The organism is Enterobacter sp. H2G27 (assembly GCF_054403075.1).
This window is the reverse complement of the sequence record NZ_JBSVSI010000001.1, coordinates 976,383-994,458: the sequence shown is the minus strand read 5'-3', so window position 1 is coordinate 994,458 and position 18,076 is coordinate 976,383. Positions and strand designations below refer to the sequence as shown.

Annotated in this window: 18 protein-coding genes; 17 read left to right on the top strand and 1 reads right to left on the bottom strand. The window is 54.4% G+C overall.

The genetic code is table 11. The features are described 5' to 3' along the window. Positions 1-122 precede the first annotated feature (122 nt). The 4 genes from ACW9E7_RS04640 to rihA all read left to right on the top strand — a co-directional run bounded on the left by ACW9E7_RS04640 (position 123) and on the right by rihA (position 3,321). Complete coding sequence (locus ACW9E7_RS04640; protein WP_127730040.1) at positions 123-863, top strand: amino acid ABC transporter permease; 741 nt, start codon at positions 123-125, stop codon at positions 861-863. Continuing rightward, a complete protein-coding gene (gltK, locus tag ACW9E7_RS04635) occupies positions 863-1,537 on the top strand; it encodes a glutamate/aspartate ABC transporter permease GltK (protein ID WP_111964391.1) in 675 nt (224 codons plus the stop codon). The genes ACW9E7_RS04640 and gltK overlap by 1 nt, the downstream gene beginning before the upstream one ends. Next, the gene (locus ACW9E7_RS04630; RefSeq protein WP_014883001.1) at positions 1,537-2,262 is read left to right on the top strand and encodes an amino acid ABC transporter ATP-binding protein; all 726 of its coding nucleotides are present in this window, start codon (positions 1,537-1,539) and stop codon (positions 2,260-2,262) included. Before gltK ends, ACW9E7_RS04630 begins: the two co-directional genes overlap by 1 nt. A 120-nt stretch (positions 2,263-2,382) precedes the next feature. Continuing rightward, complete coding sequence (gene rihA, locus ACW9E7_RS04625; protein WP_127730037.1) at positions 2,383-3,321, top strand: pyrimidine-specific ribonucleoside hydrolase RihA; 939 nt, start codon at positions 2,383-2,385, stop codon at positions 3,319-3,321. A 63-nt stretch (positions 3,322-3,384) separates the two neighbouring features. Here the strand turns inward: rihA and ACW9E7_RS04620 are convergent, their stop codons facing one another. Next, complete coding sequence (locus tag ACW9E7_RS04620) at positions 3,385-3,867, bottom strand: zinc ribbon-containing protein (protein WP_111964474.1); 483 nt, start codon at positions 3,865-3,867, stop codon at positions 3,385-3,387. A gap of 214 nt (positions 3,868-4,081) precedes the next feature. Between ACW9E7_RS04620 and leuS the strand changes: the two genes are divergently transcribed. The 13 genes from leuS to ACW9E7_RS04555 all read left to right on the top strand — a co-directional run bounded on the left by leuS (position 4,082) and on the right by ACW9E7_RS04555 (position 17,871). Beyond that, positions 4,082-6,664, top strand: coding sequence for a leucine--tRNA ligase (gene leuS / locus ACW9E7_RS04615; RefSeq protein ID WP_143344829.1), 2,583 nt, complete (start codon positions 4,082-4,084; stop codon positions 6,662-6,664). Positions 6,665-6,678: 14 nt separating this feature from the next. Then, on the top strand, positions 6,679-7,248 hold the full coding sequence (gene lptE, locus ACW9E7_RS04610) for an LPS assembly lipoprotein LptE (RefSeq protein ID WP_111964394.1): 570 nt from the start codon (positions 6,679-6,681) through the stop codon (positions 7,246-7,248). Then, positions 7,248-8,279, top strand: coding sequence for a DNA polymerase III subunit delta (gene holA / locus ACW9E7_RS04605; protein ID WP_223582399.1), 1,032 nt, complete (start codon positions 7,248-7,250; stop codon positions 8,277-8,279). The genes lptE and holA overlap by 1 nt, the downstream gene beginning before the upstream one ends. Continuing rightward, positions 8,272-8,937 (top strand): nicotinate-nucleotide adenylyltransferase, encoded by a 666-nt coding sequence (nadD, locus tag ACW9E7_RS04600; RefSeq protein ID WP_045402141.1) that lies wholly within the window; start codon positions 8,272-8,274, stop codon positions 8,935-8,937. Before holA ends, nadD begins: the two co-directional genes overlap by 8 nt. Positions 8,938-9,206: 269 nt before the next feature. Then, entirely contained in the window at positions 9,207-9,524 is a 318-nt protein-coding gene (gene rsfS / locus ACW9E7_RS04595) for a ribosome silencing factor (protein WP_115874490.1), read from the top strand. A 3-nt stretch (positions 9,525-9,527) separates the two neighbouring features. Continuing rightward, complete coding sequence (gene rlmH, locus ACW9E7_RS04590; RefSeq protein ID WP_126329005.1) at positions 9,528-9,995, top strand: 23S rRNA (pseudouridine(1915)-N(3))-methyltransferase RlmH; 468 nt, start codon at positions 9,528-9,530, stop codon at positions 9,993-9,995. Between the two features lie 28 nt (positions 9,996-10,023). Continuing rightward, the gene (gene mrdA, locus ACW9E7_RS04585) at positions 10,024-11,925 is read left to right on the top strand and encodes a peptidoglycan DD-transpeptidase MrdA (protein WP_008501038.1); all 1,902 of its coding nucleotides are present in this window, start codon (positions 10,024-10,026) and stop codon (positions 11,923-11,925) included. A gap of 2 nt (positions 11,926-11,927) precedes the next feature. Beyond that, complete coding sequence (gene mrdB / locus ACW9E7_RS04580) at positions 11,928-13,040, top strand: peptidoglycan glycosyltransferase MrdB (protein WP_023310746.1); 1,113 nt, start codon at positions 11,928-11,930, stop codon at positions 13,038-13,040. A gap of 16 nt (positions 13,041-13,056) precedes the next feature. Further along, positions 13,057-14,169 (top strand): endolytic peptidoglycan transglycosylase RlpA, encoded by a 1,113-nt coding sequence (gene rlpA, locus ACW9E7_RS04575; RefSeq protein WP_458727324.1) that lies wholly within the window; start codon positions 13,057-13,059, stop codon positions 14,167-14,169. A gap of 139 nt (positions 14,170-14,308) precedes the next feature. After that, complete coding sequence (gene dacA, locus ACW9E7_RS04570) at positions 14,309-15,520, top strand: D-alanyl-D-alanine carboxypeptidase DacA (protein ID WP_136195346.1); 1,212 nt, start codon at positions 14,309-14,311, stop codon at positions 15,518-15,520. Between the two features lie 106 nt (positions 15,521-15,626). Continuing rightward, positions 15,627-15,890, top strand: coding sequence for a DUF493 family protein YbeD (gene ybeD / locus ACW9E7_RS04565; protein WP_006177135.1), 264 nt, complete (start codon positions 15,627-15,629; stop codon positions 15,888-15,890). Between the two features lie 94 nt (positions 15,891-15,984). Further along, positions 15,985-16,626, top strand: a complete 642-nt coding sequence (lipB, locus tag ACW9E7_RS04560) for a lipoyl(octanoyl) transferase LipB (protein WP_111964398.1) — start codon at positions 15,985-15,987, stop codon at positions 16,624-16,626. A 291-nt stretch (positions 16,627-16,917) separates the two neighbouring features. Next, on the top strand, positions 16,918-17,871 hold the full coding sequence (locus tag ACW9E7_RS04555) for a YbeF family transcriptional regulator (RefSeq protein WP_115874489.1): 954 nt from the start codon (positions 16,918-16,920) through the stop codon (positions 17,869-17,871). Positions 17,872-18,076 lie beyond the last annotated feature (205 nt).

The window sequence follows — 18,076 nt, the reverse complement described above, 5'->3', positions numbered from 1 at the left end:
CGATTGTCGGGAAGCATGGACAGACTATACGTTGAGTGGTCGTTCCCCACTCAGCGCGAAAAATGAGCTTCTCACCAATCTTCGAGGGTAGCGCTGCTACCCTTTTTTTTCTGGAGTTTATTATGTCAATAGACTGGAACTGGGGCATATTCCTGCAACAAGCCCCGTTCGGCAACACCACCTATCTTGGCTGGCTGTGGAGCGGCTTTCAGGTCACCGTGGCATTATCGATAACGGCGTGGATTATCGCGTTTCTTGTCGGTTCTTTGTTCGGTATTCTGCGCACCGTCCCTAACCGCTTTCTTTCAACACTTGGCACCCTGTATGTGGAACTGTTCCGTAACGTTCCGCTGATCGTGCAATTCTTTACCTGGTATCTGGTTATCCCGGAACTGCTGCCGGAAAATATTGGCATGTGGTTCAAGTCGGAACTGGATCCGAACGTGCAGTTCTTTGTCTCCTCCATGATGTGTCTGGGGCTGTTTACCGCTGCGCGCGTTTGCGAGCAGGTGCGTGCCGCCATTCAGTCATTGCCGCGCGGACAAAAAAATGCGGGCCTGGCGATGGGCCTGACGCTGCCCCAAACCTACCGCTACGTGCTGCTGCCAAACGCCTACCGCGTTATCGTTCCACCGATGACCTCAGAGATGATGAACCTGGTGAAAAACTCGGCCATCGCCTCGACTATCGGCCTGGTCGATATGGCCGCGCAGGCGGGCAAACTGCTGGATTACTCCGCTCACGCGTGGGAATCCTTCACCGCGATCACGCTCGCGTATGTTCTGATTAACGCTTTCATCATGCTGGTGATGAACCTGGTTGAACGCAAAATTCGCCTGCCGGGCAACGTGGGGGGCAAATAATGTACGAATTTGACTGGAGTTCTGTCGTTCCATCCATGCCTTACCTGCTTGATGGACTGATGATTACCTTAAAAATCACCGTCATTGCCATCATCGTCGGTATCGTCTGGGGCACCCTGCTGGCCGTCATGCGCCTGTCGAGCTTTAAGCCGCTCGCATGGTTTGCGACCGCCTACGTTAACGTGTTCCGCTCCATCCCGCTGGTGATGGTGCTGTTGTGGTTTTACCTGATCGTGCCCGGCTTCCTGCAAAACGTGCTGGGGCTGTCGCCGAAAACCGATATCCGTCTGATCTCCGCCATGGTGGCGTTCTCAATGTTTGAGGCCGCTTACTACTCTGAGATTATCCGAGCGGGCATTCAGAGTATCTCCCGTGGGCAATCCAGCGCCGCGCTGGCCCTGGGGATGACGCACTGGCAGTCCATGCAGCTCATTATTCTGCCGCAGGCGTTTCGCGCCATGGTTCCGCTCCTGCTTACCCAGGGTATCGTGTTGTTCCAGGATACCTCGCTGGTCTACGTGCTGAGCCTGGCAGACTTCTTCCGTACCGCGTCAACCATCGGTGAGCGTGATGGTACGCAGGTTGAGATGGTGCTCTTTGCGGGTGCGGTCTATTTTGTGATTAGTTTAAGCGCGTCGCTGTTGGTCAGCTGGCTGAAGAAAAGGACGGTATAATGATTTCCCTGAAAAATGTTTCTAAATGGTATGGGCACTTTCAGGTGCTGACCGACTGCTCCACCGAGGTAAAAAAAGGTGATGTGGTAGTGGTGTGCGGGCCGTCCGGTTCCGGTAAATCGACGCTGATCAAAACTGTTAACGGACTGGAGCCGGTCCAGCAGGGTGAGATCGTCGTCAACGGCACCAAAGTCAACGACAAGAAAACCAACCTCGCCCAGCTTCGCTCTCACGTTGGCATGGTGTTCCAGCATTTTGAGCTGTTCCCACACCTCTCCATTATTGAGAACCTGACGCTGGCGCAGGTAAAAGTGCTTAAGCGTGATAAAAAAGCGTCGCGCGAGAAAGGTCTGAAGCTCCTGGAACGCGTTGGCCTCTCTGCGCATGCCGATAAGTTCCCGGCTCAGCTCTCCGGCGGCCAACAGCAGCGTGTGGCGATCGCCCGCGCGCTGTGCATGGATCCGGTGGCGATGCTGTTTGATGAGCCAACGTCGGCGCTCGATCCGGAGATGATCAACGAAGTGCTGGATGTGATGGTCGAGCTGGCGCACGAAGGGATGACCATGATGGTTGTGACCCACGAAATGGGCTTCGCCCGTAAGGTGGCCAACCGCGTGATCTTTATGGACGAAGGGAAAATTGTCGAAGATTCTCCGAAAGAGGAGTTCTTCGCCAACCCGAAATCTGAACGTGCAAAAGATTTCCTCGCCAAAATCCTGCATTAATCTTCCCGGTGCGCAATCTGCGGATTGCGCACTGCTTCACGCTTTAACTCTCTTTATCTATTCGGCGTCACATTGCAGCGTTAACCTTGTCACAAAATAACGCTATGAATGGAGAACGCTATGGCACAACCCATCATTTTCGATTGCGATCCGGGTCATGATGACGCGATCGCGCTCGTTCTTGCATTTGCCTCCCCCGAACTCGACGTCAAAGCCGTCACCTCTTCCGCCGGAAACCAGACGCCGGATAAAACCCTGCGTAACGTTTTGCGCATGCTGACGCTGCTTGGGCGCACCGATATTCCCGTCGCCGGTGGCGCCCTCAAGCCCCTGATGCGTGAATTAATTATCGCGGATAACGTGCATGGTGAAAGCGGGCTGGACGGTCCGGCACTGCCGGAGCCGGGCTTTACGCCGCAAAACTGTACCGCCGTGGAACTGATGGCGAAGGTGCTGCGCGAGAGCGCGGAGCCCGTCACGCTGGTGGCAACGGGACCGCAAACCAACGTCGCGCTGCTGCTGAACTGCCATCCTGAACTGCACGGTAAAATCGCCCGTATCGTCATCATGGGCGGAGCCATGGGGCTGGGAAACTGGACGCCGTCCGCAGAATTCAACATTTTTGTCGACCCGGAAGCGGCGGAGATTGTGTTCCAGTCAGGCTTGCCAGTTGTGATGGCAGGGCTGGACGTGACCCATCGCGCACAGATTATGGCAGACGACATTGAGCGCTTCCGTGCCGTGGGTAATCCGGTCGCGACAACCGTGGCTGAGCTGCTCGACTTCTTTATGGAGTATCACAAAGCCGAGAAGTGGGGCTTCCACGGCGCGCCGCTGCACGATCCGTGTACCATTGCCTGGCTGTTAAAACCGGAGATGTTTACTACGGTTCACAGATGGGTTGGCGTCGAAACGCAGGGGAAATACACCCAGGGCATGACGGTGGTGGACTACTACTCACTGACGGGAAATAAGCCGAATACTACGGTGATGGTGGATATTGACCGGGAGGCGTTTGTGGATTTGCTGGCGGAGAGGCTGGCTTACTATAGTGCGTAGTGCGGCCTGATGCCCTCACCCCGGCCCTCTCCCACAGGGAGAGGGCGCAAACCTGCGCTTTACCTAGGGCTCAAACGGCCGACGCTGGAACTGATCGTGGCCGCATTTCGGACACAGCGGCAGCACGTCCGGCGTATAGACCGCAATATGGTGGTGGCAATTCTCGCACACCAGATTTCCCAGCCCGACCACCTCACCGCTGTGGTACACACCGTGGTGGTTCAAATCCTGAAAGACTTCACGCCACTCCAGCTGCGTTTTATCCGTGATGTCGGCCAGCTCCTGCCACAGGCTCTCTTTGATCACCCGCATGAAAACGCTGTCCGTGACCTCCTCCTGGCTCTCCTGGTAGCTGCGAGCAAACTCTTCCAGATCGCGACGAACGGCACGCGTCACCTCTTCCACTTCGGTTCGCGTTAACTCACCCGTTTGCGACACACGGGCACGCGCCTGCTCCACCAGCGCGTCGATATCGCGCTCGCCGTTACGCAGCCGCTCCGTCAGTGTCGCCACCAGTTCGCGGTAAAATTGAGCAACCTTGTTCATCATTTTGCCTCCCGGGTAAGTAACTATTTCTAATAATAGACCTTATTTCACCGCCACTTTGTCAGGTGAAGCACAGACCCGGTAAATTCCTGCAAAGCGCATTTGTGCGAAAGGCTGTTTTGACGCGGGCGTTTGGGCTATGCTATGCGGATCTGAATTACCACATCCATTGGCTACATTTGTAGCTGTATTGAAAACAGGACCACTGGCTGCCATGCAAGAGCAATACCGCCCGGAAGAGATAGAATCAAAAGTCCAGCAACACTGGGACGAGAAGCGCACCTTTGAAGTAACCGAAGACGAGAGCAAAGAGAAGTATTACTGCCTGTCGATGCTTCCCTATCCTTCTGGTCGACTACACATGGGCCACGTGCGTAACTACACCATCGGCGATGTGATTGCGCGTTACCAGCGCATGCTCGGCAAAAACGTGCTCCAGCCTATCGGCTGGGATGCGTTCGGTCTTCCTGCGGAAGGCGCAGCGGTCAAAAACAACACCGCACCGGCACCGTGGACGTACGACAACATCGCGTACATGAAAAACCAGCTCAAAATGCTGGGCTTTGGCTATGACTGGAGCCGCGAGCTGGCAACCTGTACCCCAGAATACTATCGCTGGGAGCAGAAGTTCTTCACCGAGCTGTACAAAAAAGGGCTGGTGTATAAGAAGACCTCTGCCGTTAACTGGTGCCCGAACGACCAGACCGTTCTCGCGAACGAACAGGTTATTGATGGCTGCTGCTGGCGCTGTGACACCAAAGTTGAGCGTAAAGAGATCCCTCAGTGGTTTATCAAAATCACCGCTTACGCTGATGAGCTGCTGAACGATCTGGATAATCTGGACCACTGGCCAGATACCGTTAAGACCATGCAGCGCAACTGGATCGGCCGTTCCGAAGGCGTGGAAATCACCTTCAACGTTGAGAACTACGACCAGACCCTGACCGTCTACACCACCCGTCCGGACACCTTCATGGGCGCGACCTACCTGGCCGTGGCCGCAGGTCACCCGCTGGCGCAGAAAGCGGCAGAAAACAATCCGGAACTGTCTACCTTCATCGACGAATGCCGCAACACCAAAGTGGCCGAAGCCGATATGGCAACGATGGAGAAAAAAGGCGTTGATACCGGCTTTAAAGCCATTCACCCGCTGACTGGCGAAGCGATCCCTGTCTGGGCCGCCAACTTCGTACTGATGGAATACGGCACGGGCGCCGTGATGGCCGTTCCGGGTCACGATCAGCGCGACTACGAATTTGCCACCAAATATGGCCTGACCATCAAGCCTGTTATCCTGGCGGCTGACGGTTCAGAACCAGACCTGTCTGAACAAGCGCTGACCGAAAAAGGGACCTTGTTCAACTCCGGCGAGTTCAGCGGTCTGAGCTTCGAAGAGGGCTTCAACGCCATCGCCGATAAGCTGGCCTCTCTGGGCGTGGGTGAGCGTAAGGTTAACTTCCGTCTGCGCGACTGGGGTGTTTCCCGTCAGCGTTACTGGGGTGCACCAATCCCAATGGTGACGCTGGAAGATGGCACCGTGATGCCAACGCCGGAAGATCAGCTCCCGGTGATCCTGCCGGAAGACGTCGTCATGGACGGCATCACCAGCCCGATCAAAGCCGATCCTGAGTGGGCAAAAACCACCGTCAACGGTCAGCCTGCGCTGCGCGAAACAGACACCTTTGACACCTTTATGGAGTCATCCTGGTACTATGCTCGCTACACCTGTCCGCAGTATCAGGAAGGCATGCTGGATTCCAAAGCGGCAAACTACTGGCTGCCGGTAGATATCTACATCGGCGGCATTGAACACGCCATCATGCACCTGCTTTACTTCCGCTTCTTCCACAAGCTGATGCGCGATGCGGGCATGGTGAACTCTGACGAACCGGCCAAACAGCTACTGTGTCAGGGCATGGTGCTGGCAGATGCATTCTATTACGTCGGTGCCAACGGCGAGCGTAACTGGGTTTCTCCGGTTGACGCCATCGTCGAGCGCGACGAGAAAGGCCGTATCGTGAAGGCGAAAGACGCCGAAGGCCATGAACTGGTTTATACCGGCATGAGCAAGATGTCCAAGTCGAAAAACAACGGTATCGACCCACAGGTGATGGTTGAGCGCTACGGTGCGGACACCGTTCGTCTGTTCATGATGTTTGCCTCTCCGGCTGATATGACTCTGGAGTGGCAGGAATCTGGCGTTGAAGGCGCTAACCGTTTCCTGAAACGCGTCTGGAAACTGGTTTATGAACATACTGCTCTGGGTGATGCCCCGGCGCTGAACGCCGCCGCACTGACTGAAGATCAGCAGGCGCTGCGTCGTGATGTTCATAAAACGATTGCGAAAGTAACCGATGATATTGGTCGTCGTCAGACCTTCAATACCGCAATTGCGGCTATTATGGAACTGATGAACAAGCTGGCGAAGGCCCCGCAGGACGGTGAGCAGGATCGCGCCTTAATGCGTGAAGCGCTGCTGGCCGTCGTTCGCATGCTGAACCCGTTCACTCCACACGTTAGCTTCACCCTGTGGCAGGAGCTGAAAGGCGAAGGCGATATCGACAACGCGCCGTGGCCGCAGGCTGACGAAGCCGCGATGGTGGAAAACACGACGCTGGTAGTGGTTCAGGTGAACGGTAAAGTCCGCGGTAAAATTACCGTGGCGGTCGATGCAACCGAAGAACAGGTTCGCGAGCGTGCGGGTCAGGAACCTCTGGTCGCAAAATATCTTGAGGGCGTTACCGTACGTAAAGTGATCTACGTACCGGGTAAACTGCTCAATCTGGTCGTTGGCTAAGCGCGGGAGGAAACGTGCGACAACTGGCAACAATACTCTTATCACTGGCGGTGCTTGTCACCGCTGGCTGCGGATGGCACCTGCGCAATACCACGGCGGTGCCTGCTGAGATGAAAACGATGATTTTCGACTCATCAGATCCGAATGGCCCACTCAGCCGGGCAATTCGTAATCAGCTGCGTCTGAACGGCGTTGAGCTTGTTGAGAAACAAACGCTGCGCCAGGATGTACCGTCTCTGCGTATTATAGGAGGAGGTCTGTCAAGAGATACCGCTTCTATCTTCCAGGATGGACGTACAGCTGAATATCAGATGGTGCTGACGGTCAGCGCAGCGGTCCTAATCCCGGGTAAAGACATCTATCCGATCAGCACGAAAGTGTACCGTTCGTTCTTCGATAACCCGCAGACGGCGCTGGCAAAAGATGCCGAACAGCAGATTATCATCAACGAAATGTACGACAAGGCGGCGGAACAGCTGATCCGTAAACTGCCAAGTATTGCAGCGTCTACCAAACAAGGCTCTGACATTGTTGAAAAACCGGTTGCCGGCACGCTTCCTGCTGCTAACTCTCTGGGTAAATGATGATCAGGCTGTATCCTGAACAACTCCGCGCGCAGCTCAAAGAAGGGCTGCGCGCGGCGTATCTGCTTCTTGGAAACGATCCGTTATTACTTCAGGAAAGCCTTGATGCCGTGCGGCATGAGGCCGCTTCTCAGGGCTTCGATGAACACCACACCGTCCAACTGGATAACAGCACCGACTGGAATGCCCTCTTCTCACTCTGTCAGGCGATGAGCCTTTTTGCGTCGCGCCAGACTATTCAGATCCTGCTGCCGGAGAACGGCCCTAACGCGGCCATCAATGAACAGCTGGCCACGCTGGTCAGCCTGCTTCACAGCGATCTGCTGCTGATTGTGCGCGGTAACAAGCTTACCAAAGCGCAGGAAAACGCGGCGTGGTTCACCCAACTCGCAGCCCACGCGGTGCAGGTCACCTGTCAGACGCCTGAACAGGCGCATCTGCCAAAATGGGTCGCAGCGAGAGCGAAGCAGAACAACCTTCAGCTGGATGATGCGGCGAACCAACTGCTCTGCTACTGCTATGAAGGCAATCTGCTTGCACTGGCACAGGCGCTGGACAGACTCTCCCTGCTCTGGCCGGATGGCAAGCTGACCTTGCCGCGCGTCGAGCAGGCCGTTAACGACGCGGCACACTTCACGCCGTTCCACTGGGTGGACGCGCTGCTGTCGGCGAAAAGCAAACGCGCCCTGCATATTCTGCAACAGCTGCGTCTCGAAGGGAGCGAACCCGTTATTCTGCTGCGTACGCTGCAGCGCGAATTACTGCTGCTGATTACGCTCAAGCGTCAGTCTGCCCATACGCCGCTGCGTTCGCTGTTTGATAAACACCGCGTGTGGCAAAATCGCCGGGCTTTGACCACCGAGGCCGTCAACCGCCTGAGTCATGAACAGCTTCGTCAGGCTGTACAGCTTCTGATGCGCGCAGAGCTCACGTTAAAACAAGATTATGGCCAGTCGGTGTGGGCGGAGCTGGAAAGCCTTTCTCTGCTGCTCTGCCACAAGGCGCTGGCAGACGTTTTTATTGATGGATAGCATGCATTCTTTACAGGCCTTATATGGCGGCACCTTCGACCCGGTACATTACGGGCATCTGAAGCCGGTTGAAATTCTGGCGAATCTGATCGGCCTTCAGCGCGTCACCATTATGCCCAACAATGTCCCGCCCCATCGTCCACAGCCCGAGGCGACCAGCGAGCAGCGAAAAGAGATGCTTGCCCTGGCCATCGCAGATAAGCCGCTCTTCCGGCTTGACGAGCGTGAACTGCGTCGCGACACACCCTCCTGGACATCTCAGACGCTTCAGGAGTGGCGCGCCGAACAAGGGCCAGACCAGCCGCTGGCGTTTATCATCGGCCAGGATTCCCTGCTGAATTTCCCCACATGGCATCAGTATGAAACTATTCTGGAGAACAGCCACCTGCTGGTCTGCCGCCGTCCAGGCTATCCGCTGACCATGCGCGAAGCGCAGTACCAGCAGTGGCTGGAAGACCATCTCACCGATAATGTTGAAGATCTTCATAATCAGCCTGCCGGGAAGATCTATCTGGCGGAAACGCCGTGGTTCGATATCTCTGCGACCCTCATTCGTGAGCGTTTACAGCAGGGTTTAGCCTGTGACGATCTGCTCCCCGCACCGGTGTTAGCCTATATCCATGCGCACGGTTTGTATCAGAAAAGCGCAGATGAATAGCCGGAGGGCATAAAAAGGGGCTTATTGTTTATCCTGCCTTGACAGGGTAAGCCATACTGTTATTCTCCGCTGCCAGACTTTCCCGCCGATAATTGCTTTACAGAAATTGTTTTACAAAAATGGCGATGCAATCTCAGGCGGAGGGTGGGATGATACCCGCCTTCTGAAGCCCGACCTGAGACATTTGTCCCGACACAGGCGTGAGTTCAGGTATACTGTCTGGCTACGAATTCAAAGTTTTACAATCTCATTCACCCCAGGGGGAAAACTTGCAGGGTAAAGCACTCCAGGATTTTGTTATTGACAAAATTGATGACCTGAAAGGTCAGGACATCATCGCTATCGACGTTAAGGGTAAATCCAGTATTACCGACTGCATGATCATCTGCACCGGTACATCGACGCGTCATGTTGTTTCAATTGCCGATCACGTGGTTCAGGAATCGCGTGCAGCAGGGCTGTTGCCGCTGGGCGTTGAAGGTGAAGCGACGGCTGACTGGGTAGTAGTCGACCTCGGCGATGTGATTGTCCACGTCATGCAGGACGAGAGCCGTCGCCTGTATGAGCTGGAAAAACTCTGGAGTTAATGCGTGAAGTTGCAGCTGGTCGCCGTCGGCACCAAAATGCCGGACTGGGTACAAACCGGTTTTACTGAATATCTGCGTCGTTTTCCAAAAGACATGCCGTTCGAGCTGGTGGAAATTCCCGCCGGTAAGCGCGGCAAGAACGCTGATATCAAACGTATTCTCGATAAAGAGGGCGAACTGATGCTGGCTGCCGCAGGCAAGAACCGCATCGTCACCCTCGATATTCCAGGTAAACCCTGGGATACGCCGCACCTGGCGCAAGAACTGGAGCGCTGGAAGCAGGATGGCCGTGACGTCAGTCTGTTGATTGGCGGGCCAGAAGGGTTATCCCCTGCCTGCAAAGCGGCGGCTGAACAAAGTTGGTCCCTCTCCGCGCTGACGCTTCCCCACCCGCTCGTTCGGGTACTGGTGGCTGAAAGCCTGTATCGCGCGTGGAGCATTACTACCAACCACCCCTATCACCGCGAGTAATGACTGACCAGGGTAGATTAAGCAGCGGATGAAACTACAGAATTCTTTTCGCGACTATACGGCTGAGTCCGCGCTGTTTGTGCGCCGGGCGCTGGTCGCCTTTACCGGGATTTTGCTGCTTACCGGCGTGCTGATCGCCAACCTCTATAATCTGCAAATTGTCCGCTTTACCGACTACCAGACGCGTTCAAACGAAAACCGTATTAAGCTGGTGCCTATAGCACCCAGCCGCGGCATTATTTACGATCGTAACGGCACCCCGCTGGCGTTGAACCGCACCATCTATCAAATCGAGATGATGCCGGAAAAAGTCGATAACGTTCAGGATACGCTGGAAGCGCTAAAGAGCGTTGTCGACCTTAACGATGACGATATCGCCGCCTTCAAAAAAGAGCGCGCCCGCTCTCACCGTTTTACCTCCATTCCGGTTAAAACCAATCTGACGGAAGTTCAGGTGGCCCGCTTTGCGGTGAACCAGTACCGTTTCCCCGGCGTGGAAGTGAAGGGCTATAAGCGTCGCTACTATCCCTACGGCTCCGCCCTGACGCATGTGATTGGCTACGTTTCCAAGATTAACGACAAAGACGTTGACCGTCTTGATAAAGACGGCAAGCTGGCCAACTACGCCGCAACGCACGATATCGGTAAGCTGGGGATCGAACGTTACTACGAAGACGTTCTGCACGGGCAAACCGGCTATGAAGAGGTTGAGGTTAACAACCGTGGCCGCGTGATCCGCCAGCTGAAAGAAGTGCCGCCTCAGGCGGGGCATGACGTCTATCTGACGCTCGACCTCAAGCTTCAGCAGTATATTGAAACCCTGCTGGCGGGCAGTCGTGCAGCCGTAGTGGTCACCGATCCTCGTACCGGCGGCATCCTGGCGATGGTCTCCATGCCTAGCTATGACCCGAACCTCTTCGTTGACGGCATATCCAGTAAAGACTATTCCGGTCTGCTGAACGATCCGAACACGCCGCTGGTGAACCGTGCAACGCAAGGGGTTTACCCGCCGGCATCAACGGTTAAACCGTACGTCGCGGTTTCTGCGCTGAGTGCCGGCGTCATCAACCGTAATACCAGCCTGTTTGACCCAGGCTGGTGGCAGCTGCCTGGCTCAGATAAGCGCTATCGTGACTGGAAAAAATGGGGCCACGGTCATCTGAACGTCACCAAATCGCTGGAGGAGTCTGCGGATACCTTCTTCTATCAGGTGGCGTATGACATGGGGATCGACCGCCTGTCAGAATGGATGAGCAAATTCGGCTACGGACACTATACCGGCGTTGACCTTGCAGAAGAACGCTCCGGCAACATGCCGACGCGCGAATGGAAGCTGAAGCGTTTTAAAAAACCGTGGTATCAGGGCGACACCATTCCGGTGGGTATCGGTCAGGGCTACTGGACGGCAACGCCGCTTCAGATGAACAAAGCCATGATGATCCTCATCAATGACGGCGTGGTGAAAGTGCCGCATCTGCTGCAGAGTACGGTTGAAGACGGCAAAAAAGTGCCGTGGAACCAGCCGCATGAAGCCCCGGTGGGTGACATACATTCAGGCTTCTGGGAAATTGCGAAAGACGGTATGTACGGCGTGGCAAACCGCCCGAACGGTACCGCACACAAGTATTTCGCCGGGACGCCGTACAAAGTGGCGGCGAAGTCCGGTACTGCGCAGGTGTTTGGTCTTAAGGCCAATGAAACCTATAACGCGCACCGCATTGCTGAACGTCTGCGTGACCATAAGCTGATGACGGCGTTTGCTCCTTATGACAACCCGCAGGTCGCGGTGGCAATGATTCTCGAGAACGGCGGTGCCGGGCCTGCAGTAGGGACCATCATGCGCCAGATCCTTGACCACATCATGCTGGGTGATAACAACACCGAACTGCCGGCTGAAAACCCGGCCGCCGCTGCGGCGGAGGACCAATAATCATGACGGATAATCCAAATAAAAAATCGCTGTGGGACAAAATCCACATCGACCCAGCCATGCTGCTGATCCTGCTGGCTCTGCTGGTTTACAGCGCGCTGGTTATCTGGAGCGCCAGCGGCCAGGACATCGGGATGATGGAGCGCAAAATCGGCCAGATCGCCATGGGTCTAATTATCATGGTGGTGATGGCGCAGATCCCGCCGCGCGTCTACGAAGGCTGGGCGCCCTATCTCTACATCTTCTGTATTATTCTGCTGGTTGCGGTCGATGCGTTTGGCGCCATTTCAAAAGGGGCGCAGCGCTGGCTGGATCTGGGCGTTGTCCGCTTCCAGCCCTCTGAAATTGCCAAAATCGCCGTTCCACTGATGGTGGCACGCTTTATCAACCGCGACGTCTGTCCGCCGTCTCTGAAGAATACCGCTATCGCGCTGGTGCTGATTTTCCTGCCAACGCTGCTGGTTGCGGCACAGCCTGACCTGGGGACCTCAATCCTTATTGCCCTCTCCGGCCTGTTTGTCCTGTTCCTGTCGGGACTGAGCTGGCGCCTGATTGGTATCGCGGTGGTGCTGATTGCGGCTTTCATTCCTATCCTGTGGTTCTTCCTAATGCATGACTACCAGCGCCAGCGCGTTATGATGCTGCTCGATCCGGAAACCGATCCGCTGGGCGCGGGCTATCATATTATTCAGTCAAAGATTGCGATTGGCTCCGGCGGGCTGCGCGGTAAAGGCTGGCTGCACGGCACGCAGTCTCAGCTGGAATTTTTACCGGAACGCCACACCGACTTTATCTTTGCCGTACTGGCGGAAGAACTGGGACTGGTTGGCATCTTAATATTGCTGGCGCTTTATGTACTGCTGATCATGCGTGGATTGTGGATTGCAGCACGCGCGCAAACCACCTTTGGTCGCGTCATGGCTGGCGGGTTGATGCTGATTTTATTCGTTTATGTCTTCGTAAATATTGGTATGGTGAGTGGTATTCTGCCGGTGGTAGGCGTACCGCTGCCGCTGGTGAGTTACGGAGGCTCGGCACTGATCGTGTTGATGGCCGGGTTTGGTATCGTGATGTCGATCCATACCCACAGAAAAATGTTGTCAAAAAGCGTATAAAAATAAGGGGATCGGAATGCGTAAGCAGTGGCTGGGGATCTGCATTGCGGCAAGTTTACTTGCGGCCTGCACAAGTGATGATGGTCAGCAACAGGCAACCGTCGCGCCGCCGCAGCCTGCGGTGTGTAATGGCCCGATCGTTGAAATCAGCGGTGCCGATCCCGTTTATGAACCGCTGAATGCCAGTGCCAATCAGGATTACGAGCGCGACGGCAAAAGCTATAAAATTGTTCAGGACCCTTCCCGTTTCAGTCAGGCGGGCTTTGCCGCCATTTATGATGCCGAGCCAGGCAGTAACCTGACGGCATCCGGGGAAGCGTTTGACCCAATGCAGCTGACGGCAGCACATCCGACGCTGCCTATCCCGAGCTACGCTCGTATCACCAACCTGGCGAACGGCCGTATGATCGTCGTGCGCATCAACGACCGCGGCCCGTACGGGAATGACCGGGTGATTTCCCTGTCGCGCGCGTCTGCCGATCGCCTGAACACCTCGAACAACACCAAGGTCCGTATTGACCCGATTATCGTCTCGCAGGATGGTTCGCTCTCCGGGCCGGGAACCGCGTGTACGACGGTCGCAAAACAGACCTATGCCCTTCCTGACCGCCCAAATCTTGACGGCGGAATGGGAAGCGTCTCGTCTCCGGCAGAGCCTGCTCAGCCGGGGGGAGAAATCCGCCCGATCAGTAATGATACGCTGCAAAGCGAGGATTCTACCGGCGCGCCGGTAAAGAGTAGCGGTTTTCTTGGCGCCCCAACGACCTTAGCCTCGGGCGTGCTGGAAGGCAGTGAGCCTACCCCAGCCCCAGCTCCCGTTGCTGCACCAGCGACCCAGCAAGCTCCCGTAACGGCGCCCGCGGCCACGCAAAGTGCGGCGGTGGCGGCTCCAACAGCAGCCAGCGGCAGCTATGTGGTTCAGGTCGGTGCAGTGAGCGATCAGGCCCGGGCCAAACAGTATCAGCAGCGTCTGAGCCAGCAATTTAGCGTACCAGGACGCGTTGAGCAGAACGGTGCGGTCTGGCGCATTCAGATGGGGCCGTTTGCCAGCAAATCGCAGGCCGCCTCCCTGCAGCAGCGTTTGCAGAATGAAGCTCAGCTTCAGTCATTTATCGCTGTTGCAAAATAATTAACCGGCGGTATCCGAATTGTCAGTTTGTGTAAAACGCATTCACAAACTCATGCTTAAAGTCGGATGCCTGCCTGAATAGCATTTGCTATAGTAAGGCACTTTTTTTAATTCCATCACGGATGTCGTAGTTCTGACCATGAAGACCACTTTTTCTGCTCGTTTTGTGCAGCGCATGGCGCTGACCACGGCCCTTTGCGCGGCTGCGCTCTCTGCAGCTCACGCCGATGACCTGAATATCAAGACCATGATCCCTGGCGTTCCGCAAATCGACGCGGAATCCTACATCCTGATCGATTACAACTCTGGCAAAGTGCTGGCAGAACAGAATGCCGATGCCCGCCGTGACCCGGCCAGCCTGACCAAAATGATGACCAGCTACGTTATCGGCCAGGCGATGAAGGCAGGTAAATTCAAAGAATCGGATCTGGTCACCATCGGTAACGATGCGTGGGCAACCGGGAACCCTGTTTTCAAAGGTTCCTCTCTGATGTTCCTGAAGCCGGGTATGCAGGTTCCTGTTTCCCAGCTGATTCGCGGTATCAACCTGCAGTCGGGTAACGACGCCTGTGTGGCAATGGCCGATTTCGCCGCCGGTAGCCAGGACGCCTTCGTGGGCCTGATGAACAGCTACGTGAACGCGCTGGGTCTGAAAAATAGCCATTTCCAGACCGTACACGGCCTGGATGCAGAAGGCCAGTACAGCTCCGCACGTGACATGGCGCTGATTGGTCAGGCGCTGATCCGCGATGTCCCAAATGAATACTCTATCTATAAAGAGAAAGAGTTCACCTTCAACGGCATTCGTCAAACCAACCGTAACGGTCTGCTGTGGGATAACAGCCTGAACGTTGACGGCATCAAAACTGGCCACACCGACAAAGCGGGTTACAACCTGGTGGCCTCTGCCACTGAAGGCCAGATGCGTCTGATCTCTGCCGTGATGGGGGGTCGCACCTTTAAAGGCCGTGAAACAGAAAGCAAGAAGCTGCTGACCTGGGGCTTCCGTTTCTTCGAAACCGTGAATCCACTGAAAGCAGGCAAAGAGTTTGCGTCTGAACCCGTCTGGTTCGGCGACAACGACCGTGCTTCTCTTGGCGTTGATAAAGACCTGTACCTGACCATTCCGCGTGGTCGTATGAAGGATCTGAAAGCCAGCTACGTACTGAACAGCACCGAGCTGCACGCCCCGCTGCAGAAAAACCAGGTTGTGGGCACGATCAACTTCCAGCTGGATGGCAAAACGATCGATCAGCGTCCGCTGGTGGTCCTGCAAGAAATTCCTGAAGGCAATTTCTTCGGCAAAATCATTGATTACATTAAATTGATGTTCCACCACTGGTTTGGTTAAAAATTGAACACTTGAAAGTGTGATTTTGATCCCCATATACTAAGTATCCTGATAACTCCCACCTGACGTGGGAGTTATTATTTTTTGACGTTACGCCGGAGCTGACATGAAAACCAAACTTAACGAACTGCTTGAATTCCCTACCTCATTTACCTACAAAGTAATGGGTCTGGCGAAACCTGAGCTGGTTGATCAGGTGGTTGAAGTGGTACAGCGCCATGCGCCCGGTGACTACTCTCCGTCAGTAAAACCAAGCAGCAAGGGCAACTACCACTCGGTTTCTATTACCATCACTGCGACACATATTGAGCAGGTTGAAACGCTTTACGAAGAACTCGGCAATATCGAAATTGTTCGTATGGTGCTGTAGCCCCTTTGCGGTTACCCGGTTTGCCGGGTAACCCCTCTCCCCGCTGTGATATAATCCCGCACACCTTTTGTCCCTCGTCTTCGGAGACGCAGTTTTGTATCAGGATAAAATTCTGGTCCGTCACCTCGGGCTGCAACCTTATGAGCCTGTCTCCCAGGCTATGCATGACTTCACCGATTCACGCGATGACAGCACCCCGGATGAGATCTGGCTTGTCGAACACCTGCCGGTATTTACTCAGGGTCAGGCGGGTAAAGCAGAACATTTGTTAATGACGGGAGATATCCCGGTTATTCAGAGCGATCGCGGCGGTCAGGTCACTTACCATGGACCCGGGCAGCAGGTGATGTACGTCCTGCTCAACCTGAAGCGCAGAAAGCTGGGTGTCCGCGAACTGGTTACCTTACTGGAACAAACTGTCGTCAACACGCTGGCGGAATATGGTATTGATGCGCATCCGCGAGCCGATGCGCCTGGGGTGTACGTTGGGGAAATGAAAATCTGCTCTCTGGGGCTGCGTATTCGTAAAGGCTGTTCGTTCCACGGCCTGGCATTGAACATTAATATGGATCTCGCCCCTTTCCAGCGCATAAACCCCTGCGGCTACGCCGGCATGGAAATGACGCAAGTGCGTCAGTGGGTTGAAACCGCTACGCCAGACAGTATTCGTCCCGTGCTTTTGAAGAATGTTTTAGCACTACTTAACAATCCCCCACACGAATATATCGCTGCTTAATATACCATACAACATGGCTCGCTAATTTGGCGGGCCACCGTTTATTTACCGTTTTTGCGCTTTACAATATTCCACAGATTCTATATTTTCGAAGCGCCCGAATATTACCGCTACATATTATTTAGCCTCCAGCAAGTACGGCAAACACGGCATAAGTAACGTGAGCAATTATCACACAAGTGTTTGCTTTTGATAAACAAGTTAAACAAAACCAACACTTTACGAATCTCTACAAGCATAATAAATAAATTCAACTATCATTCATATTGTGAATGTATACGGAGTGAAAGCGTGGAGTATAATAATTTACCAGCCAAACGACTGAATGAACCTGGTGGCGAAGACAAGCCGCAAATTTTTCGGACTTTACGTAATATTGATCTCAATTTATTGACTATTTTTGAGGCAGTATATGTCCATAAGGGTATCGTTAACGCTGCGAAAATTCTTAATCTCACGCCTTCAGCAATAAGCCAGTCAATCCAAAAGCTGCGCGCTATATTTCCTGACCCGTTATTTATCCGTAAGGGCCAGGGGGTAACGCCGACGGCTTACGCCACGCATCTGCATGAGTATATCAGCCAGGGTCTGGAGTCGATTCTGGGCGCACTGGATTTAACCGGGAGCTATGATAAGCAAAGAACCATCACCATCGGCTGTTCCCCTTCTGTGGGTGTACTGGTCATGCCTGCGATCTTTCAGGCCGTGAAAGAGCATGCTCCGCAGCTCCTGCTTCGCAATGTGCCTCTCAATGAACCTGACATTCAACTTGCCCAGTTCCAGACGGACCTGATTATAGAAAGCGGCAGCTTCAGTGCCAGAGCGCTCGGTCAAAATGTGCTCTATGCAGATAATCTGGTGCTGGTTTGCCGCCAGCAGCATCCTGCTCTTAGCGAGCCGTTGACCATCGAAAACCTTCGCAACTACGACCATTCGTCTTTCATGACCGAAGGGCAGTCTAACCATGCACTTCGTCAGCGCATTGATGAAATTTTCCCTGAACGACAGATCAGCTTCAGCAGCTACAATATGTTTACCACCGCATCCCTGATCGGTAGCAGCGACATGCTGTGCGTTATGCCATCACGCCTGTACAGTCTGCTACGAAAATGCTGGCCGCTGGAAAGCATTCCGCTCAGCCAGCTTAATGCGGAATCTATCGAGATTTCACTTCATTATAACAAGCTGAGTTTGCGCGATCCGGTCCTGGAAAACGTCATCCGCATTATCCGTCAGGCCTTCTGACAGGTTTACCCAGCACAAGTCCCTGCAACGGGCAGGGCAAAAGGCACAAAACAACAACTATTTTACAAATTGGCGATCTGGCAGGCTGCTTTAATGACCGTTTCAATGATATACTGCCTGTCGTTCGTTCAAAAATAGTTGATAAATACAACATTCCCTTGAATTGAAACGCTTTCCTTCGATATTCGCAACTGGAACACGCACG